The sequence below is a fragment of the Barnesiella sp. An22 genome, assembly GCF_002159975.1.
Taxonomy (GTDB): domain Bacteria; phylum Bacteroidota; class Bacteroidia; order Bacteroidales; family Barnesiellaceae; genus Barnesiella; species Barnesiella merdigallinarum.
In genome coordinates this window covers 216,325-234,743 of sequence record NZ_NFJR01000001.1, presented here as the reverse complement: position 1 = coordinate 234,743, position 18,419 = coordinate 216,325, and the positions used below count along the sequence as shown (strand labels likewise).

Below are 18,419 nucleotides of genomic sequence, written 5' to 3'. Positions count from 1 at the left end.
ATGGCCAAGAAAGATTCCAACCAGCATATTGCCATCTTGCAGGATATTCGCAAGAAGTTGTTCAAGCCTGTCTACCTGCTCATGGGCGATGAGTCGTATTACATCGACCTGATTTGTGATGCCATCATTGCCAATGCCTTGAGGGAGGAGGAGCGGGATTTCAACCAGACCATTCTGTATGGAGCCGATGTCGACGACTTTGCTCTGGTGGTGAATGCGGCCAAACGATTCCCGATGATGGCCGAACATCAGCTGATTGTTGTCAAGGAGGCTCAGAATATCAAGGGGATAGACAATCTATCGTACTATCTGCAGAAGCCTCAGATGCGCACGATTCTGGTTATCTGCTACAAAAACGGCTCGCTCAAGAATAAAAAGATTATAGCCGGTATCGAGAAAATAGGACTGGTATACGAGTCGAAAAAATTGTACGACAGCCAGCTGCCGGCGTTTATCAATACCTATGTGACTGCGAAAAAACTGTCGATCGACCCCAAAGCGGTGTCGATGCTGGCCGATTTCGTGGGGAATGACCTGAGCCGGTTGAGCGGCGAGCTCGACAAGCTGGCCATTTCGCTGCCCGAGGGGAGCATGCGCATCACTCCCGAGGCGGTAGAGCAGAATGTGGGTATCAGTAAAGATTACAACAACTACGAACTGCTCAATGCCATCGTCGCGCACAATGTGCCGAAGGCGGCCCGAATTGTAAACCATTTCGAGCAGAATCCCAAGAACAACCCGCTGGTGGTGACCATAAGTGTGCTGTTCAACTTCTTTGCCAATCTGTTACTTTGTTTCTTTTCGGCCGATCGGTCGGACAATGGCATAGCCAAGGAACTCAACTTACGTTACCCCTCTCAGGCACGCGACTATCTGACGGCCATGCGGATCTACAACGCGTTCAAGTGTATCGACATCATTGCCCTTATCCGGCAGTACGATGCCCGGTCGAAAGGTATCGGGTCGGGAGCTTCGAGCAACGATGGAGACCTGTTGCGCGAACTGGTTTTCAAAATTCTGTACAGCCCGTATCAGAAGTGATAGAGATACCCCAGCGAGATAGTGATAATCTGGTTATGTGAAGCCGAGAAAACATCTTTCTTTCGGTTTCTGAAGATGTCGCCCAATCCGTAGTAGTAGCGACCCTCGAGTACGATACCGTGCGAGCGGGCTATGCGGAACTCGATACCGGCACCGGCCATGATACCGTAGTCTATCTTGTGGGCGATGTCCATGGTATATATCTCTTTCACCTTGCTTTTCTGGCTGAATTCGGGCAGATTGTGGATGTCGAAATTGCTCTTGTAGCTGTCGCCCAGAAGAAATCCAATCTGTGGCCCGGCATTGATAAAACCGCGCACCACCCGGTTCCCGAAAAAGAAGTGGGTGAGGAAGGGTACCGTCACATAATTGAGGGTATGCGAGTAGGTATAGGGGTCGGTATCGAAGGTCTCGTTCCAACCGCATTGGGTGAAGTTGACCTCGGCAATGAGTCCGAAAAATTTCTCTTCGATATAGCGCACCGAGACTCCACCCGTGTATCCCAACAGCAGCGACTGGGTGACGGTAGGGGTGAACGATACACTCGACAAGGTGGTCCCCCCCTTTATGCCCACGGTAAATTCGGGCTCGTAATCGCTACGCTGTGCCCAACCCGTCTGCAGGGTGACGAGGGCGGCAAGCAAACAGATATATCGCAACAGTCTCATGAATTATTCTCTAATTTTTTTGATCGTGAAATCGGGAGCAAAGTTGACAAAATAGAACGACTTGTTGATGAATCCGCTCCAGTTGTTGATGCGCTGGAACGAGAAATCGGTCTGGATACGGTCGCTCGAAGAGGTCAACTGCTGGGTGGCGAAATTCTTGCCGTTGGCCCGTATGGCCGTGAGGAAGTAGATGCCGGTATCGAAACCGAGCAGTGCATATTGCGGGCTGGCATTGATCATGTCTTTGTTGTACCAATAGAGGAACCGCTTGTGGAACGCCTTGGTATTTTCGTCGAAGGGGTTGGCATAGAAGCGGGAGTAGAGATAGGTGTTCAACTTATAGAACTCGTTCAGATATTCGGGTACCTGCGTGAGCCACTCGGGATAACCGAAGAGGGCGATGTCGAGGTCGGTCCGGTTCTCTTTGAGGGTCTCGATAGGGGCAACAATCAACGACAGCTCTTTTTTCTTGGCCGATGTAGGAACGAATACGATTCCGCTTGCTCCGGTTAGAATGGAATCCTGATTCAACAGGTTCAGTTCGTTGTCGAATCGAATCTCGCTGTATGCGATATGGGCACGTGAAAGCTCCTCTTTCAGTCCGGCAATAAAGTCGCGCTTGTCGTTCTCTTCGCCCGTGTGGGTGAGGAATATCACCTTGCGGTTGCCCAGATAACGGATGAACCGGTCGGCGGCTTCGGCGTAGAGGTACGAGTGAGGAATATTGGTCTGGAAGATTTTGGCATTGTGCGAAACCTCTTCGTTCTTGAGGGAGAAGGTGTTGACCACATTGATGTCGTTGGCCAGGCCGAAGTCTGCAATCAGTTTGATGTGATTGTCGCTTTCGGGAGCGATAATCAAGTCCATCTCCTTCATCTCGGGATTGGTCAGGATGCGGCGTACCGTAGCGTCCGACTCTTCGGAATCGTAGGCGTACACGTTGATCGAGGCTCCTTGGCGTTTCAGGCTGTCTACGGCCATCAGGAAACCTTGGTAGTATTCGGTATACAGGCTGGCTTTGGTGTCGGGGTGTGTTTGTTGCAACATGAACGGCAGTATCACGGCTACGTTGATTACTCCCCGTTTGTCGCTCTTGTACAGCTTGTTGTATATGTTGTTGATTTCGGCGCTGGTGATGGGGTTTTCGGCCGTCACGGTATTGTATTCGATACCGGCCGGGATATTGATGATGTCGTCCTGACGAATTTGCTTGAGGTCGGGATTGCACTTTTTAATCTCCTCGACTGTGGTCCCGAATTTTTTGGAGATGCTGTACAAGGTCTCTTTCTTGCGCACCTTGTACTGTGTGTAGAGTTGTTTTTGCTCGATAGTCACGTTTATCTCTTTGGTATCGGGGGTAAGTCGAATGACCGACCCCTTCTTGAGGTGGTTGGGAGAGATGCCGGGGTTAAGTTTGAGAATGGTTTCTATGTCGATATCGTACTTTTTCGATATGGAGAAGAGCGTTTCGCCTTCGCCGATAGTATGATATACATACTCTCCGTTTCCGTTGTCGGTCGTAGCGGTTGTATTTTCGGGAGTAGGGGTGGATGTTGCCGTTACGGCTGTACCTTGCGATTTGGCTGTTGCCGTAGTGACAGTCTTGTTTTGGGCTTTCGAGGTCGTTTTTTTATAGCGTTGTGGAATTTTCAGTGTGGCTCCCGCCTTGATACCCCGCTCGGAACCGGGGTTCAGGTCGATGATGCTCTGAATAGTCACTTTGTACATCTTCGAGATGGAGTAGAGCGATTCGCCTCGCACGATGGTATGCTCGAAGGTGCTTTCTATTTCAGAGCCTTCGGGCTCGCCCTGAGCTGTTCTGTGAGTCGGGATCATCAGTAGTTGTCCCCGTTTCAGCCCGTTTTTGGCAGCTGGATTGTAGCGGATAATCTCCTCTTGAGAAATGCCGAATTTCTGGCTGAGCACATAGAACCCTTCCGAGGGTTTTACCTTGTAGATATAAAATTCTTTTCCGTCGATAACCTTGGTTTGTAAATTTTCGGTTTGAGCCGAAAGCATAAAGAGTGCAGTAAAACAGAATAGCAAAACTATCGTTATTCGTGTATATCTCATATTGTTAATGGTTTGCGTTTTGTGTCTGATGGTAATATACAAGAAACAAAAGTATATAAAAATATTGTCAGATGCAAGTCAAAAACGTATGGGTAGGGCCTTTGTCTCAATTATTCTTATCGAAGCGGCTTTATTGGGAAATTTTAAATTGCGGATAGAAATGCGATTGGTCGAAAAGTTGTAACTTTGTCATTCACATTTATGATTCGGATTGATATGTACAGATTCCTCTTGTTTTTGACAGCTCTCTTTACATTTGGCGGCTTGTGTGCCCAACAGATAACCGTGACGGGTGGGGGGAAACCGGCATACAGCTATACTCCCGAGGCCAGTACCGGTCTGAATGGGGGAGTCTTTGTCGTCTACTCGCTCGACCAGGCGACAGTCGAATTTTCGGGTGCCGACGATTCGCTCATCTCGTGGAGCAAGTTTGGCCCGTCGGGGGCAGCTACATCCACACCGGTCACCGGTGCGGTGCAGAACGGGTACCTCTCGACACTCACCCTGACCGAAGCCGATTGCGGATATATAATCGAACAGAACGGACGCAGCTACTACCTGTGGATAATCGACTATTCGCAGGCTCCTCTCGTGCTGAACGGGGCATCGGTCTCGAACGACTCGGGGCAGTGCGAACTCACCACGCTGCTGCTCGACGGGAGCGGCTCGCGGCTCAACTACTACTCGATAAACGGTGCACCCAAGGTGCTGAATCGTGAACTTTCTGTCAGTTACATGAGTCTGGTGTGGAATGCCGAAGCGCTCACCTATGTGCAGACCGCCCAGTCGGAGACGATTGACAATTTCACGTCGACCGTCCAAGTGACGGCACCGCTATGCAATACCGACTTTGTCATCTCGGGCGACCAATTGCTCAACTATTGGGGTATGGAGCAGACTGTATCGACAGGAGAGTATGTAACTACGGCGATAGGGGTGACGGCTGTCGCCGAGCAGAGCTATCGGGAGGATGCGCTCAACGAAGACGACCGGCATCCGACCGAATACCTGGGCGGTTCGGCTCCGGCCGAAATCGAGTTTCAGGCCTATACGACCGATGCCGTGACTCACATCGAATGGGAGTTTTCGGACAAGGAGGATTTCTCGACCACGATTGCCCGTTACAACGACCAGACCCTGCGCTACACTTTCCGCGACGAAGGGGTCACGTATGTGCGCCTGGTAGGTAGCAACAGTACGGCCGAGTGTCAGGCTTACAGCGAGACCTTTACCGTCAACATCGGCGAGCCCCGCCTCGAGGCTCCCAATGCCTTCTCGCCGGGTACAAGTCCGGGCGTGAACGACGAATGGAAGGTGGCCTACAAGTCGATTGTGAGCTTCAAATGCTGGATATTCAACAAATGGGGGGTACAGATGTGCTATCTCGACAACCCCGAAAATGGTTGGGACGGGAAGTATCATGGCAAGTATGTCGACCCCGGAGTCTATTATTATGTGATCGAGGCAAAAGGCTCCAACGGCCAAAAGATTAAACTGAAGGGACACATCAACATCATGCGTTCCAAAGATTGAAAAAACGCTGTAACCGATGAGATTGAACAAATATTTTATGGTTGCGCTGTCGGTTGTTTCGCCCCTTTTTGTACAACAGGTACAGGGCGAGGAGATGGCGCAAAAGGAGTTTTCGGATGTAGTGATTCCCGAATTTCCGTTGCAAGTGAAATTCGCCGGAGAGGTGGTAGACCTGGACCGGCTCGACATGTACGAACGCTTCGACCGCGAGTTGACCACGCTGTGCTACATGCACTCCTCGACCTCGCTGGCCATCAAGCGGGCCAACCGCTATTTCCCCATCATGGCACCTATCCTGAAAGAGGAGGGCATCCCGAGCGATTTCCTCTATCTGGCCGTTATCGAGAGCACCCTCAACCCGCGGGCTGTCTCTCCGGCCAAGGCCATGGGCATCTGGCAGATTATGCCACGCACGGGGCGTGAATACGGCCTGGAGGTCAACGACGACATCGACGAGCGGTGCCATGTGGAGAAGTCGACCCGGGCCGCATGCCGTTACCTGAAAGAGGCTTATGCCAAGTATGGAAGTTGGACCACCGTAGCGGCATCGTACAATGCCGGCATGGGGCGCATCTCTTCGGAGCTCAAAAAGCAGTTGGCCGACCATTCGTTCGACTTGTGGCTGAACGAAGAGACCTCGCGCTATGTGTTCCGCATCCTGGCCATGAAAGAGATTTTCTCTTCACCGGCCAAATACGGGTACAAGCTGAAGACCCGTCAGCTGTACCAACCTATTCGCTATACCGAGATACGGGTCGACACGACCATCGAAAACCTGGCACTTTTTGCTCAGGAGCATGGCGTATCCTATGCCCAGCTCAAAGAGGCCAACCCTTGGTTACGTGCTCGCACCATGCCCGACAAGTCGAGAAGAGTCTATTACATCAAGATACCACAAAAAGAGGATTTGTATTACACGAAACGTAAGTTTACAGCTTACAGAAAAGAGTGGGTAATCGATAAGAAATGAAAGCAGAAGATCAAATCGAGGTATATGGCGCTCGTGTGCATAACCTCAAAAACATAGATGTCACCATCCCGCGCAACAGCCTGACGGTGATTACCGGATTGAGCGGCAGCGGCAAATCGTCGTTGGCGTTCGATACCATCTTTGCCGAGGGGCAGCGACGCTATATCGAGACATTTTCGGCCTATGCCCGCAACATGCTCGGCAATATGGAGCGTCCCGATGTGGACAAGATTACCGGGTTGAGCCCCGTGATCTCTATCGAGCAGAAGACAACCAACAAGAATCCGCGTTCGACGGTAGGAACGACGACCGAGATTTTCGATTTTCTGCGGTTGCTCTTTGCCCGGGCCGGCGAGGCTTACTCTTACTTGTCGGGCGAGAAAATGGTGCGATATACCGAGGAGAAGATTATCGAACTTATTCTGGAGAAGTACCAGGGCCGCCGTACCTACATACTGGCACCGCTGGTGCGTAACCGGAAGGGGCACTACAAGGAGCTGTTCGAACAGGTGCGCCGCAAGGGATACCTGACCGTACGTATCGACGGTGAATTGCGCGAGATTACACACGGCATGAAGCTCGACCGATACAAGAATCACAGCATCGAGCTGGTGGTCGACAAGCTGGTGGTCGACAAGGACGACGAACGCCGGCTGCAAGAGAGTGTAAAGACAGCCATGAAACAGGGCGACGGCCAGTTGATGATTCTTGATGCCGACACGCAGGAATTGCGCCATTACAGCCGCACGCTTATGGACCCCCAAACGGGTTTGTCGTATAGCGAACCGGCCCCGCACAACTTCTCGTTCAACTCGCCGCAAGGTGCCTGCCCCCGATGCAAGGGGTTGGGCTATGTCAATATCATAGACCGTGAAAAGATTATCCCCAACGACGAGAAGTCGATTTACGAAGGAGGCATCGTCCCATTGGGTAAATATAAAAATACCTTGATATTTTGGCAGATTGCCGCTATCTGCGAGAAGTATGGCAACACGCTGAAGACTCCCATCAAAGACCTAGCCGAGGAGGCGCTCGACGATATTCTGAACGGGACGGACGAACGATTGCAAATCAAAAACGAGTCGTTGGGTACATCGAACTACTTTCTCTCGTTCGATGGCTTGATCAAATATATCGAGGTACAACAGCAGAGCGATGCCTCGTCGCAGGCCCAGAAGTGGGCGGGACAGTTTGTCACGACGACCGTATGCCCCAGTTGCGAAGGCCGACGGCTGAACCGCGAGGCCCTGCATTACCGGATAGCCGGGAAGAACATTGCCGAATTGGCTGAGATGGATATTTCGGAACTGTACGAGTGGGTCAATCAGGTCGAATACGAACTCTCACCGCAGCAACGCAAAATTGCCGTGGAGATATTGAAAGAGATACGCAGCCGGTTGCACTTCCTGGTCGATGTGGGGCTGGACTATCTGTGTCTCAACCGGGCCTCGGCCACCTTGTCGGGCGGCGAGAGCCAACGCATACGGCTGGCTACGCAGATAGGCTCGCAACTGGTCAATGTGCTCTATATTCTCGACGAGCCCAGTATCGGGTTGCACCAGCGCGACAATACCCGGCTCATCAATTCGCTGAAGGAGCTGCGCGATATGGGCAACTCGGTTATCGTCGTGGAGCACGACAAAGAGATGATGCTGGCCGCCGACTATGTGGTAGATCTGGGCCCTCGGGCCGGGCGCCTCGGTGGCAACATCGTCTTTGCCGGTACCCCCGAAGAGATGCTCAAGACCAACACGCTCACAGCGCAATATCTGAACGGCGAGAAGAAAATCGAGTATTCGCACCAGCGTCGGCCAGGCAATGGTAAGAAGATTGTGCTGTCGGGGGCTACGGGCAATAACCTCAAAAACGTAACGGTCGAGTTTCCTCTGGGTAAATTTATCTGTGTGACCGGCGTATCGGGCAGCGGCAAGTCGAGCCTGATTAACGGAACACTGCAGCCGATTCTCAGCCAGAAGTTCTATCGCTCGTTGCAAGCTCCGTTGCCCTACGAAAAAATCGAGGGGCTGGAGAATATCGACAAGGTGGTGACCGTAGACCAGTCGCCGCTGGGGCGCACGCCGCGCTCCAATCCGGCTACCTATACCGGGGTGTTTGCCGACATCCGAAATGTGTTTGTCGAGTTGCCCGAGGCAAAGATCCGCGGCTACAAGCCGGGACGCTTCTCGTTCAACATAGCCGGCGGGCGCTGCGAGGTGTGTGGTGGCAACGGCTACAAGACTATCGAGATGAATTTCCTGCCCGATGTACTGGTGCCGTGCGAAGCATGCCATGGCAAACGCTACAACCGTGAGACTCTAGAGGTGCGCTTCAAAGGAAAATCGATTGCCGATGTGCTGGACATGACCATCAACCAGGCTGTCGAGTTTTTCGAAAATATTCCGGCCATCATCTCCAAAATCAAAGTGCTGCAAGAGGTGGGGCTGGGCTACATCAAACTGGGGCAACCCTCAACCACGCTGTCGGGTGGAGAGAGCCAGCGGGTGAAGCTGGCTGCCGAACTTTCCAAACGCGATACCGGCAAAACGCTCTACATACTCGATGAACCAACCACCGGTTTGCACTTCGAGGATATACGTGTATTGCTGTCGGTGCTGAACCGACTGGTCGAGAAAGGAAATACCGTGATTGTTATTGAGCATAACCTCGACATCATCAAGTGTGCCGACCACATTATCGACATGGGGCCGGAGGGTGGACGCAACGGCGGTTACGTGTTAGCTACGGGAACCCCCGAGAAGGTTAGTCAATGCGATACATTTACGGCTCGTTACCTGCGTGAAGAGTTGAAAGATTAAGTAACATCGATAAACGCCGATAAAACGGTTATAGAGGCTCAAGGCTTAGGCTTTGGGCCTCTTTTTTTCTATTTCGTATTGGTTTGTATAGCTGTTTGTATTTGTATAATTGATTGTATATAAAAACAGTAGATTCGAAATTGTGCCGTTTTGATGCAAAATCCTTGAGCTATTTACGAAACGATTTACATCGGTACATCAAAAATAAATCGTAGGCGAGATAAGCCTCCAAAAAAGTAGGAGCGATGCAATTATTATTAAAATTACATTTGCAAATCAATAATTTACAAATACAACTCAGTGAAAATTTACTGTTGTATTTATTCTTTTAATTTAAATGTAAATAGAGTAGGGGGTAGGAGATAATTTTGTAAATACAGCATACACAAGCCAATAAATATTAGTTATCTGTAATATTTTATGCTATATATACTTATATATCAATATATTGTATGTCTATATGTGTAGTTTTTATTTATAATAAAATATCATCATCGATCAAAATCCTTATCAAATCGGCATATATGCTATTTTTATATACTTATTATCAATAACTTAAGATATATTTTATAAAGTATAAATTTAATATATGTGATACCCGAATTACAAATGTGACATCTACCTCGCATATTCAATTTGCAAATTTGCGGGTACTGCTGTTTACATCTGTTATTTACGAAAACTACTCATAGGATTTTGATTTTTAAATTGTATTGATTACATTTGTAACGTTTTTCAGGCTTAAAAATCTGCTTTATGGGAAATGATAAAACTGTGGCACTTGCCGTGGCCGATCGTATCAAACAATTTATCGACTACCTGGGAATTACCATTACACAATTTGCCGACAACACCGGGATACAACGTCCGTCGATGTCGCAGATGCTAAGTGGTCGCAACCAGAAAATCAGTATCACGACTATCGGTAAGATACATGAGAGGTACCCCGACCTCTCTATTTATTGGCTGCTGTATGGTAATGGCCCGATGCTCCTGTCAGAGTCGAATGGCGCCTTTTCCGCAGCAATCGAATCGTCGACTATCATCCCGACCGAAGATGATTCGGGTTTACCTGCTGGTGGCTCTCCGTTCATGTCGCTATTCGATGACGAGAGTGGTAAAAATACGGCCGAGGATACGAGCAAACCCGAATATGCGAAGGAAAATAGCTCAAATAGGGCTATAAATTTTGCAAATCCTGCTGAAAATGAGAGTGAAAGATCGAAAAATATCCCGTATATTCCAACTCGTGAAGCCGATGCTAAAAATAGACGAATCGTCAAAATCATGATTTTCTACTCCGACAACACTTTCGAGAGCTTCTCTCCCGAGTCTTAGATTCAAGAGTTTCAATTACGCTCGATTTTTTTGCTTTCAGGTTCTCCCTAACATCTGTTGGACCCCGTAAATCCAGTCTGGGCAAATTTTAAGCTAAACCGAACCCTCGAGTTCGAGTGTAGTATGCCTATACACATGATATGCTGATGTAGAGTGTGACCAAGGCACCTTCCTCTACCTGAGCGGATACTACGACTACTACGCCACCCAATGGCTCAATGCCTGGATAAGGTTCCTGGGGTACCGCTCTCTTTATTGCGGCGCTCGCCATTATCCTGCTGGTAACCTCAGCTACAAGACCATCGACTACATACGTCGGCCTCCATCGGTCAACCTTTCCGGTCAATCTATCCTGTCGATTCGGAAGATGCCGACCAGTGGGGACTATTTTATGAATAGGACGGTCGCAGTGTGAGGCTTAAAGAATGAGTCCTCGGCACGAGCTGGGATAATTTTCAGTGGGTGCATATCTCTTATAAACGAGAGTAGAATTGTAAAAAATAAAATGTTCTATAATTTATATTATGATAAATAGACAATCGAGAGAAATATACGAAGATGAATATTTGTTGGAAACCGAGAGATGAATAGATGATACCTGACCAACAATGGATATCTCTGTTATAGCAGAAACGGCTTAATGGTGATTGCAGGTCTTCAAACCTAATCTACATTTGTGGCATTTGAGCCTCCTTTAAGCCGTTTTTATCGTAGTTATTTATTGCTGGTGATACCTTTCCCAAGCATGGAATAACGAGCGGTTATACGCGTATTTTCAATGGTTGCATATAATCTTTATACGTGAAGTGCAGAATTGTAAAAACGAAATGTTTTATGTTTTGTGGGTTTCAAGTGCTGCTTTGCGAGCTTTTATATGTTGCATGCGAGCCCTAAAATATTGCGGATTAGGTTTGTTTTTATCCTCTCCTTTCATATCTTTGGATGGATGTAATTTATTCTCGCTTTCTCGATTTATGGTATACTAAAAAGGAGGATTAAATGGAAAATATCGATTTGAAGAAACTGAGTGCTGAGCAGCTTTGCGACCTATTCAACGATGAAACTGCCTAGGTTAAGCATTGGGACATTATTCAGGAGTTTATCGATCGGAAAATATCCACAGTCAATATTCAACGAGCTTCGGGTAGTATGAATGGTCGCCCTATGCGCATCTGGTATAATGAAGGCCGGAATTGTATAGAGGTTCGTGGGCGTGTATTTTTCGAGGGCACAGATCTTTTACAATGGTAGCAAGTCGCTCCATCGGTATAAAAAAACAGCCACTCTCCGAAAGAATGGCTGTTTTTTTTATGGTTTTTACCGATTGACTATTATTGGCCTTCGATAGCTTTCAGTTTCTCGGCATCGTTCAAGTTGTAATAGATGTTGCGCAACGCATACTTATAGTCCGGTTCATCGGGTTTCAGTTCGTATGCTTTTTCGTAGTACGGACGCGATTTTTCGAACAGAGGAATTACCTCTTTTTCACGAGCTTCGGTATATTTTACGTTGTCGGTAATCGAGCTGATTTCGTTGTTTTTCTGTACGGCGAGGTTGAAGTAGATACGACCCATGTTGCCCAGAGCATCGGCATAGGTAGGATTGATTTCGATAGCCTTCTCGAAGCACTCGATCGATTGGTCGTATTTCTTTTGCGACTCGTACAGATTACCTTTTACATTCCAATACTCGGCTTTGTCGGGTTCTTCGGCCAAGATGGCATCGAGCGTGGCGATAGCCTCGTCGTACTTACCGCTGTAGATATAGAGGTTAATCAGTTTCAGCGTGTAGGTATTTTCTTTTTGCATTTTGGGCTGGCCGTTCTCGTCCATCACCGTGTTGCCCATTTCGTCTTTAACCTCTACCATTTCGTTTTTGAACAGCTTCTCGCCTTCCTGGAGGGTTTGAATCAGGTTGACCGTGTCTTGAGTTTGCTCATATTCGTAAACGAGGTATTTGTAGATGTCGTTCTGGTTGTAGCCGTTGCCTTTAGCGTCGTTCAGTGCGCTGATAGCCAGAGCGTGATCTTGTGTCTGCAAGGCAGCCAAAGCCCGGTTGAACTCCAGAATGGCGATAGTCGAGTCGGCAGGAAGACCGCTTTTCTCACCCTTCATAATCGAGAGTTTGGGAATGTCCAGGTAGATACCCCACACATCGTAGGCTTTCTTGTAGTCTTTCTGTGTGAAATAGTATACGCCGGCATTGGCAAATCCATCGATGTTTTGTTTCAGTGTTTTACGAATGTCTTTTACATATTTGGGCTTTACTTTGCCTTTTTCGTTAGGCAGCGTATCGAGCGCGATAGATTTCAGGAAATACTCGTAGCTTTTTACCAGAGCGTCGTACATGGGACCGTCGCCGTCTTTCAACGTCATACCCAATGTTTTTTGAACATTGTCTTTTTCGAAATAGGTGTTTTCGATGAAACCGGCTACATACCAAGTCTTGGCATCGTCTTTCGATTCGGGATCGGTCAGTGCACCCTGAATGGTGGTACGGGCCTCCTGGAAGTTAGGATTCTCCATCTTGGCTTCGCTGAAAGCTCGGTTCACCGCTTTCTTTTGGCCAAATGCGCAAATGACTGAAAGCAGTAATACTGCGGTTAATGTTGTTTTTTTCATTGCGTGTTTATTTTAGGATTAACAATTATTCTGTGATTTCGGTGACGTTGTCGTCCTGCATGTTCTCATCGACACTGTCCGACAAGACTTTGCAGACCGAAGCAATTTCGTCGTTCCGTTTTTCGAGGTTGATTAACCGAACACCTTGCGTAGCTCGGCCCATGACACGCACGTCGGCTACCTTCATGCGCAACGTGATACCCGACTTGTTGATGATGACCAGGTCGTTCTCGTCGGTTACACACTTGATGGCAACCAGATAACCGGTCTTGTCGGTGATGTTCAAGGTCTTCACACCCTTACCACCGCGGTTGGTTATGCGGTAGTCTTCGATGAGCGAGCGTTTGCCGTATCCCTGCTCCGAAACCACCATGATGGTCTCTTTCTCGGGGTCGTTTACGCAAATCATTCCTACTACGGCATCGTCGTCGTTGTCGAGGGTCATACCCTTTACACCGGTAGCATTACGTCCCATTTCACGTACGGCGCTCTCGTGGAAGCGGATGGCCCGGCCGTGACGGTTGGCAATGACAATCTGGCTGTCGCCCGTGGTGAGCCGCACTTGTATCACCTGGTCGTCTTCGCGAATGGTGATGGCATTCACACCGTTCTGGCGAGGACGCGAATAGGCTTCGAGTTTGGTCTTCTTGATGATACCCTTGCGCGTACAGAAGAGCAGGTTGTGCGACATGTTGTATTCGGGGTCTTGCAACCGTTTCACGCGGATAAAGGCATTTACCTTGTCGTCCGAGTCGATATTGAGCATATTCTGTATGGCCCTACCCTTCGAGCTCTTGGAGCCTTCGGGTATCTCGTATACCTTGAGCCAGTAGCATTTACCTTTCTGCGTGAAGAAGAGCATGTAGTTGTGCATCGAAGCGGGATAGATATATTCGATGAAGTCTTCTTCGCGGGTGTTGCTGCCCTTGGCCCCTACTCCACCCCGGTTTTGTGCACGGAATTCGGAGAGCGGCGTACGTTTGATATAGCCCATGTGCGAGATGGTGATAATCATCTCGTCGTCGGCATAGAAGTCTTCGGCATTGAACTCTTCGGACGAGTAGACGATTTCGGTCTTGCGCTCGTCGCCATATTTCTCTTTGATTTCGATAAGCTCGTCTTTTATCACCTTCATGCAGACCGCTTCGTCGGCCAAAATCTGGTGATAATAGGCAATCATCTTTTCGATTTCGGCATACTCGTTTCTCAGTTTGTCCTGGTCGAGACCGGTCAACTGACCGATACGCATATCGACAATGGCCTGAGCCTGCTTGTCGCTGAGCGAGAAGCGCTCCATCAGGCGCGTGCGGGCCTCTTCGCGAGTCTGCGAAGCTCTTACAATCTTGATAACCTCGTCGATGTGGTCCGATGCAATAATCAGACCTTCGAGTATATGGGCCCGCTCCTCGGCTTTGGCCAGGTCGAATCGAGTCCGGCGCAAAACCACTTCGTGACGGTGGTCAACGAAAGATTCGAGCAGTTGTTTCAGGTTCAAGGTTTGAGGACGACCATGTACCAGTGCAATGTTGTTGACGCTGAACGACGACTGCAGGTCGGTCATTTTGAACAGCTTGTTCAGCACCACGCTGGCGTTGGCATCTTTTTTGACTTCGATAACGATGCGCATGCCGGCACGGTCGGACTCGTCGTTGATGTTCGAGATTCCGTCCAGACGTTTCTCTTCGACCAGGTCGGCGATTTTCTTAATCAATTCCGACTTGTTGACGGCATAGGGAATTTCCGATACGATAATCGATTCGCGACCCGTCGAGCTGTCTACCTCGATTTCGGCTTTGGCACGGATGACGATACGACCGCGGCCTGTTTCGAAAGCATCCTTTACACCGGCATAGCCGTAGATGATGCCCCCTGTGGGGAAGTCGGGAGCCTTGATATATTGCATCAACTCCTCGATGGTGATGTCGCGGTTGTCGATCAGAGCAACCGAAGCATCGATACACTCCGACAGGTTGTGAGGCGGCATGTTGGTCGCCATACCTACGGCAATACCCGAGGCCCCGTTTACCAGCAGTTGCGGTATGCGGGTGGGCAATACGGTAGGCTCTTCGAGCGTGTTATCGAAGTTGGGGGTAAAATCGACCGTATCCTTTTCAATATCGCGAAGCGTCTCTTCGGCAATGCGCGAGAGTCGCGCCTCGGTATAACGCATGGCGGCAGGGCTGTCGCCGTCGACCGAACCAAAGTTACCCTGGCCGTCGACCAGCGGGTAACGCAAGGACCACGGTTGGGCCATACGTACCAGTGCATAGTATACCGACGAATCGCCGTGCGGGTGATACTTACCTAATACGTCACCGACGATTCTCGCAGATTTCTTGTAAGGTTTATCCGATGTGTTTCCCAGTTTGTCCATACCGAACAACACCCGGCGGTGTACCGGCTTGAAACCGTCGCGCACATCGGGCAAGGCTCGAGCTACAATCACCGACATGGAGTAATCGATGTAGGCCGATTGCATCTCTTGATTGATGTCTATCTTTAGAATTCTATCCTGGTCAATCATTTATTAGTGAAAATTGGTTATACATTGATTCTTTAGCGTACAAAGATACCAATTTTTTGAAAAAACCGAGGTATCTCCCTCAATAAATAATCTTCGGCAAATGGGAAAATTCGGCATGTTATTTGTTATACACAAGAAATAATATTTACCTGCCAATATTTGGCGTAAAGGTGGTATATTTGCTAAATCAATATAAGGAGACAGATTTGTTTATGGAAAGAAACTTTTCACAACATGTAAAGGAAATTCTCGGTTACAGCCGGGAGGAAGCCGAACGCCTTCAAAATTCCAACATCGTTCCCGAGCATTTGTTGCTGGGAATTATACGCGATGGGGCCAATCGGGCTGTCGATGCCTTAGTGGGGCTGGGTGCTTCTCTTCGCACGATAAAGAGTTCGCTGGAAAATGAACTATCCGCTTCCAACAATCACATGGAACAGCAGTCGAGCGAGCTGACTATCAGTAAAAGCACAGACAGAGTGTTGAAAATGAGTATGCTCGAGGCTCGATTTATGAAGAGCCAAGAGACCGACTCGGAGCACTTGTTGCTGGCCATTTTGAAAGAATCGGATTCTCCGGCTGCGAAAATACTCCATACGAACGACATCACCTACGACGAAGTGTCGGCCTTTTTAAAAGGTGAAGCGACTGGCGAAGCAGAGGCCGAACAACACCCCTCCCCTCGCGGCATGGGAGCCGGTTTTACCGACGACGATGACGACGAACTGGAGGATGAGCGCAACTATCGCCGCGAACAACAGCAAGGCGGCAGTGGCAGCAGCGCTTCGACACAGCGCAGCAATAACGATACACCCGTGCTCGACAACTTCGGTACCGATATGACCAAGGCGGCCGAAGAGGGTCGTCTCGACCCCGTCGTAGGCCGTGACAACGAGATAGAGCGGCTGGCCCAGGTATTGAGCCGCCGGAAGAAGAACAACCCGGTACTCATCGGTGAGCCGGGTGTGGGCAAATCGGCTATTGTCGAGGGGCTTGCTCTGCGCATCGTGCAGCGTAAGGTATCGCGTGTGTTGTTCGACAAACGGCTCATTTCGCTCGACATGGCTTCGATTGTAGCCGGCACCAAGTATCGCGGACAGTTCGAAGAGCGCATCAAGGCTATCTTGAACGAACTCTCGAAAAACCCCAATATCATCTTGTTTATCGACGAGATTCACACCATCGTGGGGGCCGGTGGCGCTACCGGTTCGCTCGATGCGGCCAACATGCTGAAGCCGGCACTTTCGCGGGGCGAGATACAGTGTATCGGTGCCACCACGCTCGACGAGTATCGCAAGAATATCGAGAAAGACGGAGCCTTGGAGCGTCGGTTCCAGAAGATTATGGTCGAGCCTACGACACCCGAAGAGACCCTGCAGATTCTCAACAACATCAAGGGCCGTTACGAAGACCATCACAACGTAACCTATACCGACGCTGCGCTGGAGGCTTGTGTCAAATTGACAGACCGCTATATCAGCGACCGGAATTTCCCCGACAAGGCCATCGATGCCTTGGACGAAGCGGGAGCCCGGGTACATGTGTCGAACATTACGGTACCTAAGGAGATCGAGAGTCTGGAGGCTCAAATCGAGACTTGCCGCGAGGACAAGATAAACGCCGTGAAATCGCAGAATTACGAATTGGCAGCCAGCTTCCGCGACAAGGAGAAGGAGTTGCAGCTCTCTCTGGAGACGGCCAAAGACAACTGGGAGAAACAGATGCAGCAACACCGCGAGATTGTCGACGAAGAGAAAGTGGCCGAGGTGGTAGCCATGATGACCGGCGTGCCCGTGCAGCGTATTGCTCAGGCCGAAGGCAACAAACTGCTGGCCATGGCTGGAGAACTGAAGCGCGAAATTATCGGTCAGGACGAGGCTGTAGACAAAGTGGTGAAGGCCATACAGCGCAATCGGGTGGGATTGAAAGACCCCGACAAGCCTATCGGTACCTTTATGTTCCTGGGTCCGACGGGCGTAGGTAAAACGCATCTGGCCAAGAAGTTGGCCGAGTATCTGTTCGACTCGAAAGATGCCCTTATCCGCATCGACATGAGTGAATATATGGAGAAGTTCACCGTGTCGCGGCTCGTTGGTGCCCCTCCGGGATACGTGGGTTACGAAGAGGGTGGCCAGCTCACCGAGAAGGTACGCCGCAAACCCTATTCGGTCGTACTGCTCGACGAGATAGAGAAGGCTCACCCCGATGTATTCAATCTGCTGTTGCAGGTCTTGGACGAAGGCCGGTTGACCGACAGTCTGGGCCGTCGTATCGACTTCAAGAATACCATCCTGATTATGACTTCGAACATCGGTACCCGCCAGTTGAAGGATTTCGGCCAGGGCGTAGGTTTCTCGACCAATACCGTTTCGGAGAAAGACTACTCGCGGGGTGTCATCCAAAAGGCTCTGAACCGTGCCTTTTCGCCCGAGTTCCTGAACCGTATCGACGACATCGTCATGTTCGACCAGCTCGACAAGAAAGCCATCTTCCAGATTATAGACTTGGAATTGAGCGGCTTCTACAAACGGGTAGAGACGTTGGGGTATCACCTCGAAATCACCGATGCTGCCAAAAACTTCATTGCCGAGAAGGGGTACGATGTGCAGTTCGGTGCCCGACCCTTGAAACGGGCCATCCAGAAATATCTCGAGGATGAGTTGGCCGAGATGATTATCCGGGCTACCGTTCAGGAGGGTGATACGATACGGGTCGACTTCGACCAGGAAAATCACAAAATCGTTTCGTCGATTATCGACTCGAAGAAAGAGGCGTGACACGACAGAAAGAGAATAAGCCAAAATGTCAGACTTTTTGAGTCTGGCATTTTTTTTG

At 49.5% G+C, this 18,419-nt stretch carries 10 protein-coding genes; 6 read left to right on the top strand and 4 right to left on the bottom strand.

Annotation, left to right across the window (positions count from 1 at the left end):
* Positions 1–1,041 carry a DNA polymerase III subunit delta gene (gene holA / locus B5F38_RS01025; RefSeq protein ID WP_087407460.1) on the top strand — a complete coding sequence of 347 codons (1,041 nt, stop codon included), beginning with the start codon at positions 1–3 and terminating at the stop codon, positions 1,039–1,041.
* On the opposite strand, the gene B5F38_RS01020 is transcribed toward holA, so the two are convergent.
* Positions 1,032–1,709, bottom strand: coding sequence for a porin family protein (locus B5F38_RS01020; RefSeq protein WP_087407459.1), 678 nt, complete (start codon positions 1,707–1,709; stop codon positions 1,032–1,034). The genes holA and B5F38_RS01020 overlap by 10 nt on opposite strands.
* Positions 1,710–1,712: 3 nt before the next feature.
* The gene (locus tag B5F38_RS01015) at positions 1,713–3,728 is read right to left on the bottom strand and encodes a LysM peptidoglycan-binding domain-containing protein (protein ID WP_158096820.1); all 2,016 of its coding nucleotides are present in this window, start codon (positions 3,726–3,728) and stop codon (positions 1,713–1,715) included.
* A gap of 255 nt (positions 3,729–3,983) precedes the next feature.
* Between B5F38_RS01015 and B5F38_RS01005 the strand changes: the two genes are divergently transcribed.
* The 4 genes from B5F38_RS01005 (at position 3,984) to B5F38_RS00990 (ending at position 10,439) form a co-directional block, all read left to right on the top strand.
* Positions 3,984–5,315 carry a gliding motility-associated C-terminal domain-containing protein gene (locus B5F38_RS01005; RefSeq protein WP_087407456.1) on the top strand — a complete coding sequence of 444 codons (1,332 nt, stop codon included), beginning with the start codon at positions 3,984–3,986 and terminating at the stop codon, positions 5,313–5,315.
* A gap of 16 nt (positions 5,316–5,331) precedes the next feature.
* Positions 5,332–6,285: a lytic transglycosylase domain-containing protein gene (locus B5F38_RS01000; protein WP_087407455.1), complete on the top strand. Its 954-nt coding sequence runs from the start codon at positions 5,332–5,334 to the stop codon at positions 6,283–6,285.
* Complete coding sequence (gene uvrA / locus B5F38_RS00995) at positions 6,282–9,101, top strand: excinuclease ABC subunit UvrA (RefSeq protein WP_087407454.1); 2,820 nt, start codon at positions 6,282–6,284, stop codon at positions 9,099–9,101. Before B5F38_RS01000 ends, uvrA begins: the two co-directional genes overlap by 4 nt.
* A gap of 756 nt (positions 9,102–9,857) precedes the next feature.
* Positions 9,858–10,439 (top strand): helix-turn-helix transcriptional regulator, encoded by a 582-nt coding sequence (locus tag B5F38_RS00990; protein ID WP_087407453.1) that lies wholly within the window; start codon positions 9,858–9,860, stop codon positions 10,437–10,439.
* 1,331 nt (positions 10,440–11,770) lie between these two features.
* Here B5F38_RS00990 and B5F38_RS00985 read toward each other — a convergent pair.
* Together B5F38_RS00985 and gyrA are read right to left on the bottom strand one after the other, a co-directional pair.
* Positions 11,771–12,991, bottom strand: a complete 1,221-nt coding sequence (locus B5F38_RS00985) for a tetratricopeptide repeat protein (RefSeq protein WP_158096819.1) — start codon at positions 12,989–12,991, stop codon at positions 11,771–11,773.
* Between the two features lie 94 nt (positions 12,992–13,085).
* A complete protein-coding gene (gene gyrA, locus B5F38_RS00980) occupies positions 13,086–15,584 on the bottom strand; it encodes a DNA gyrase subunit A (RefSeq protein WP_087407451.1) in 2,499 nt (832 codons plus the stop codon).
* A gap of 212 nt (positions 15,585–15,796) precedes the next feature.
* On the opposite strand from gyrA, the gene B5F38_RS00975 reads away from it, so the two are divergent.
* Positions 15,797–18,361, top strand: a complete 2,565-nt coding sequence (locus B5F38_RS00975) for an ATP-dependent Clp protease ATP-binding subunit (RefSeq protein WP_087407450.1) — start codon at positions 15,797–15,799, stop codon at positions 18,359–18,361.
* The last annotated feature ends 58 nt before the right edge of the window (positions 18,362–18,419 follow it).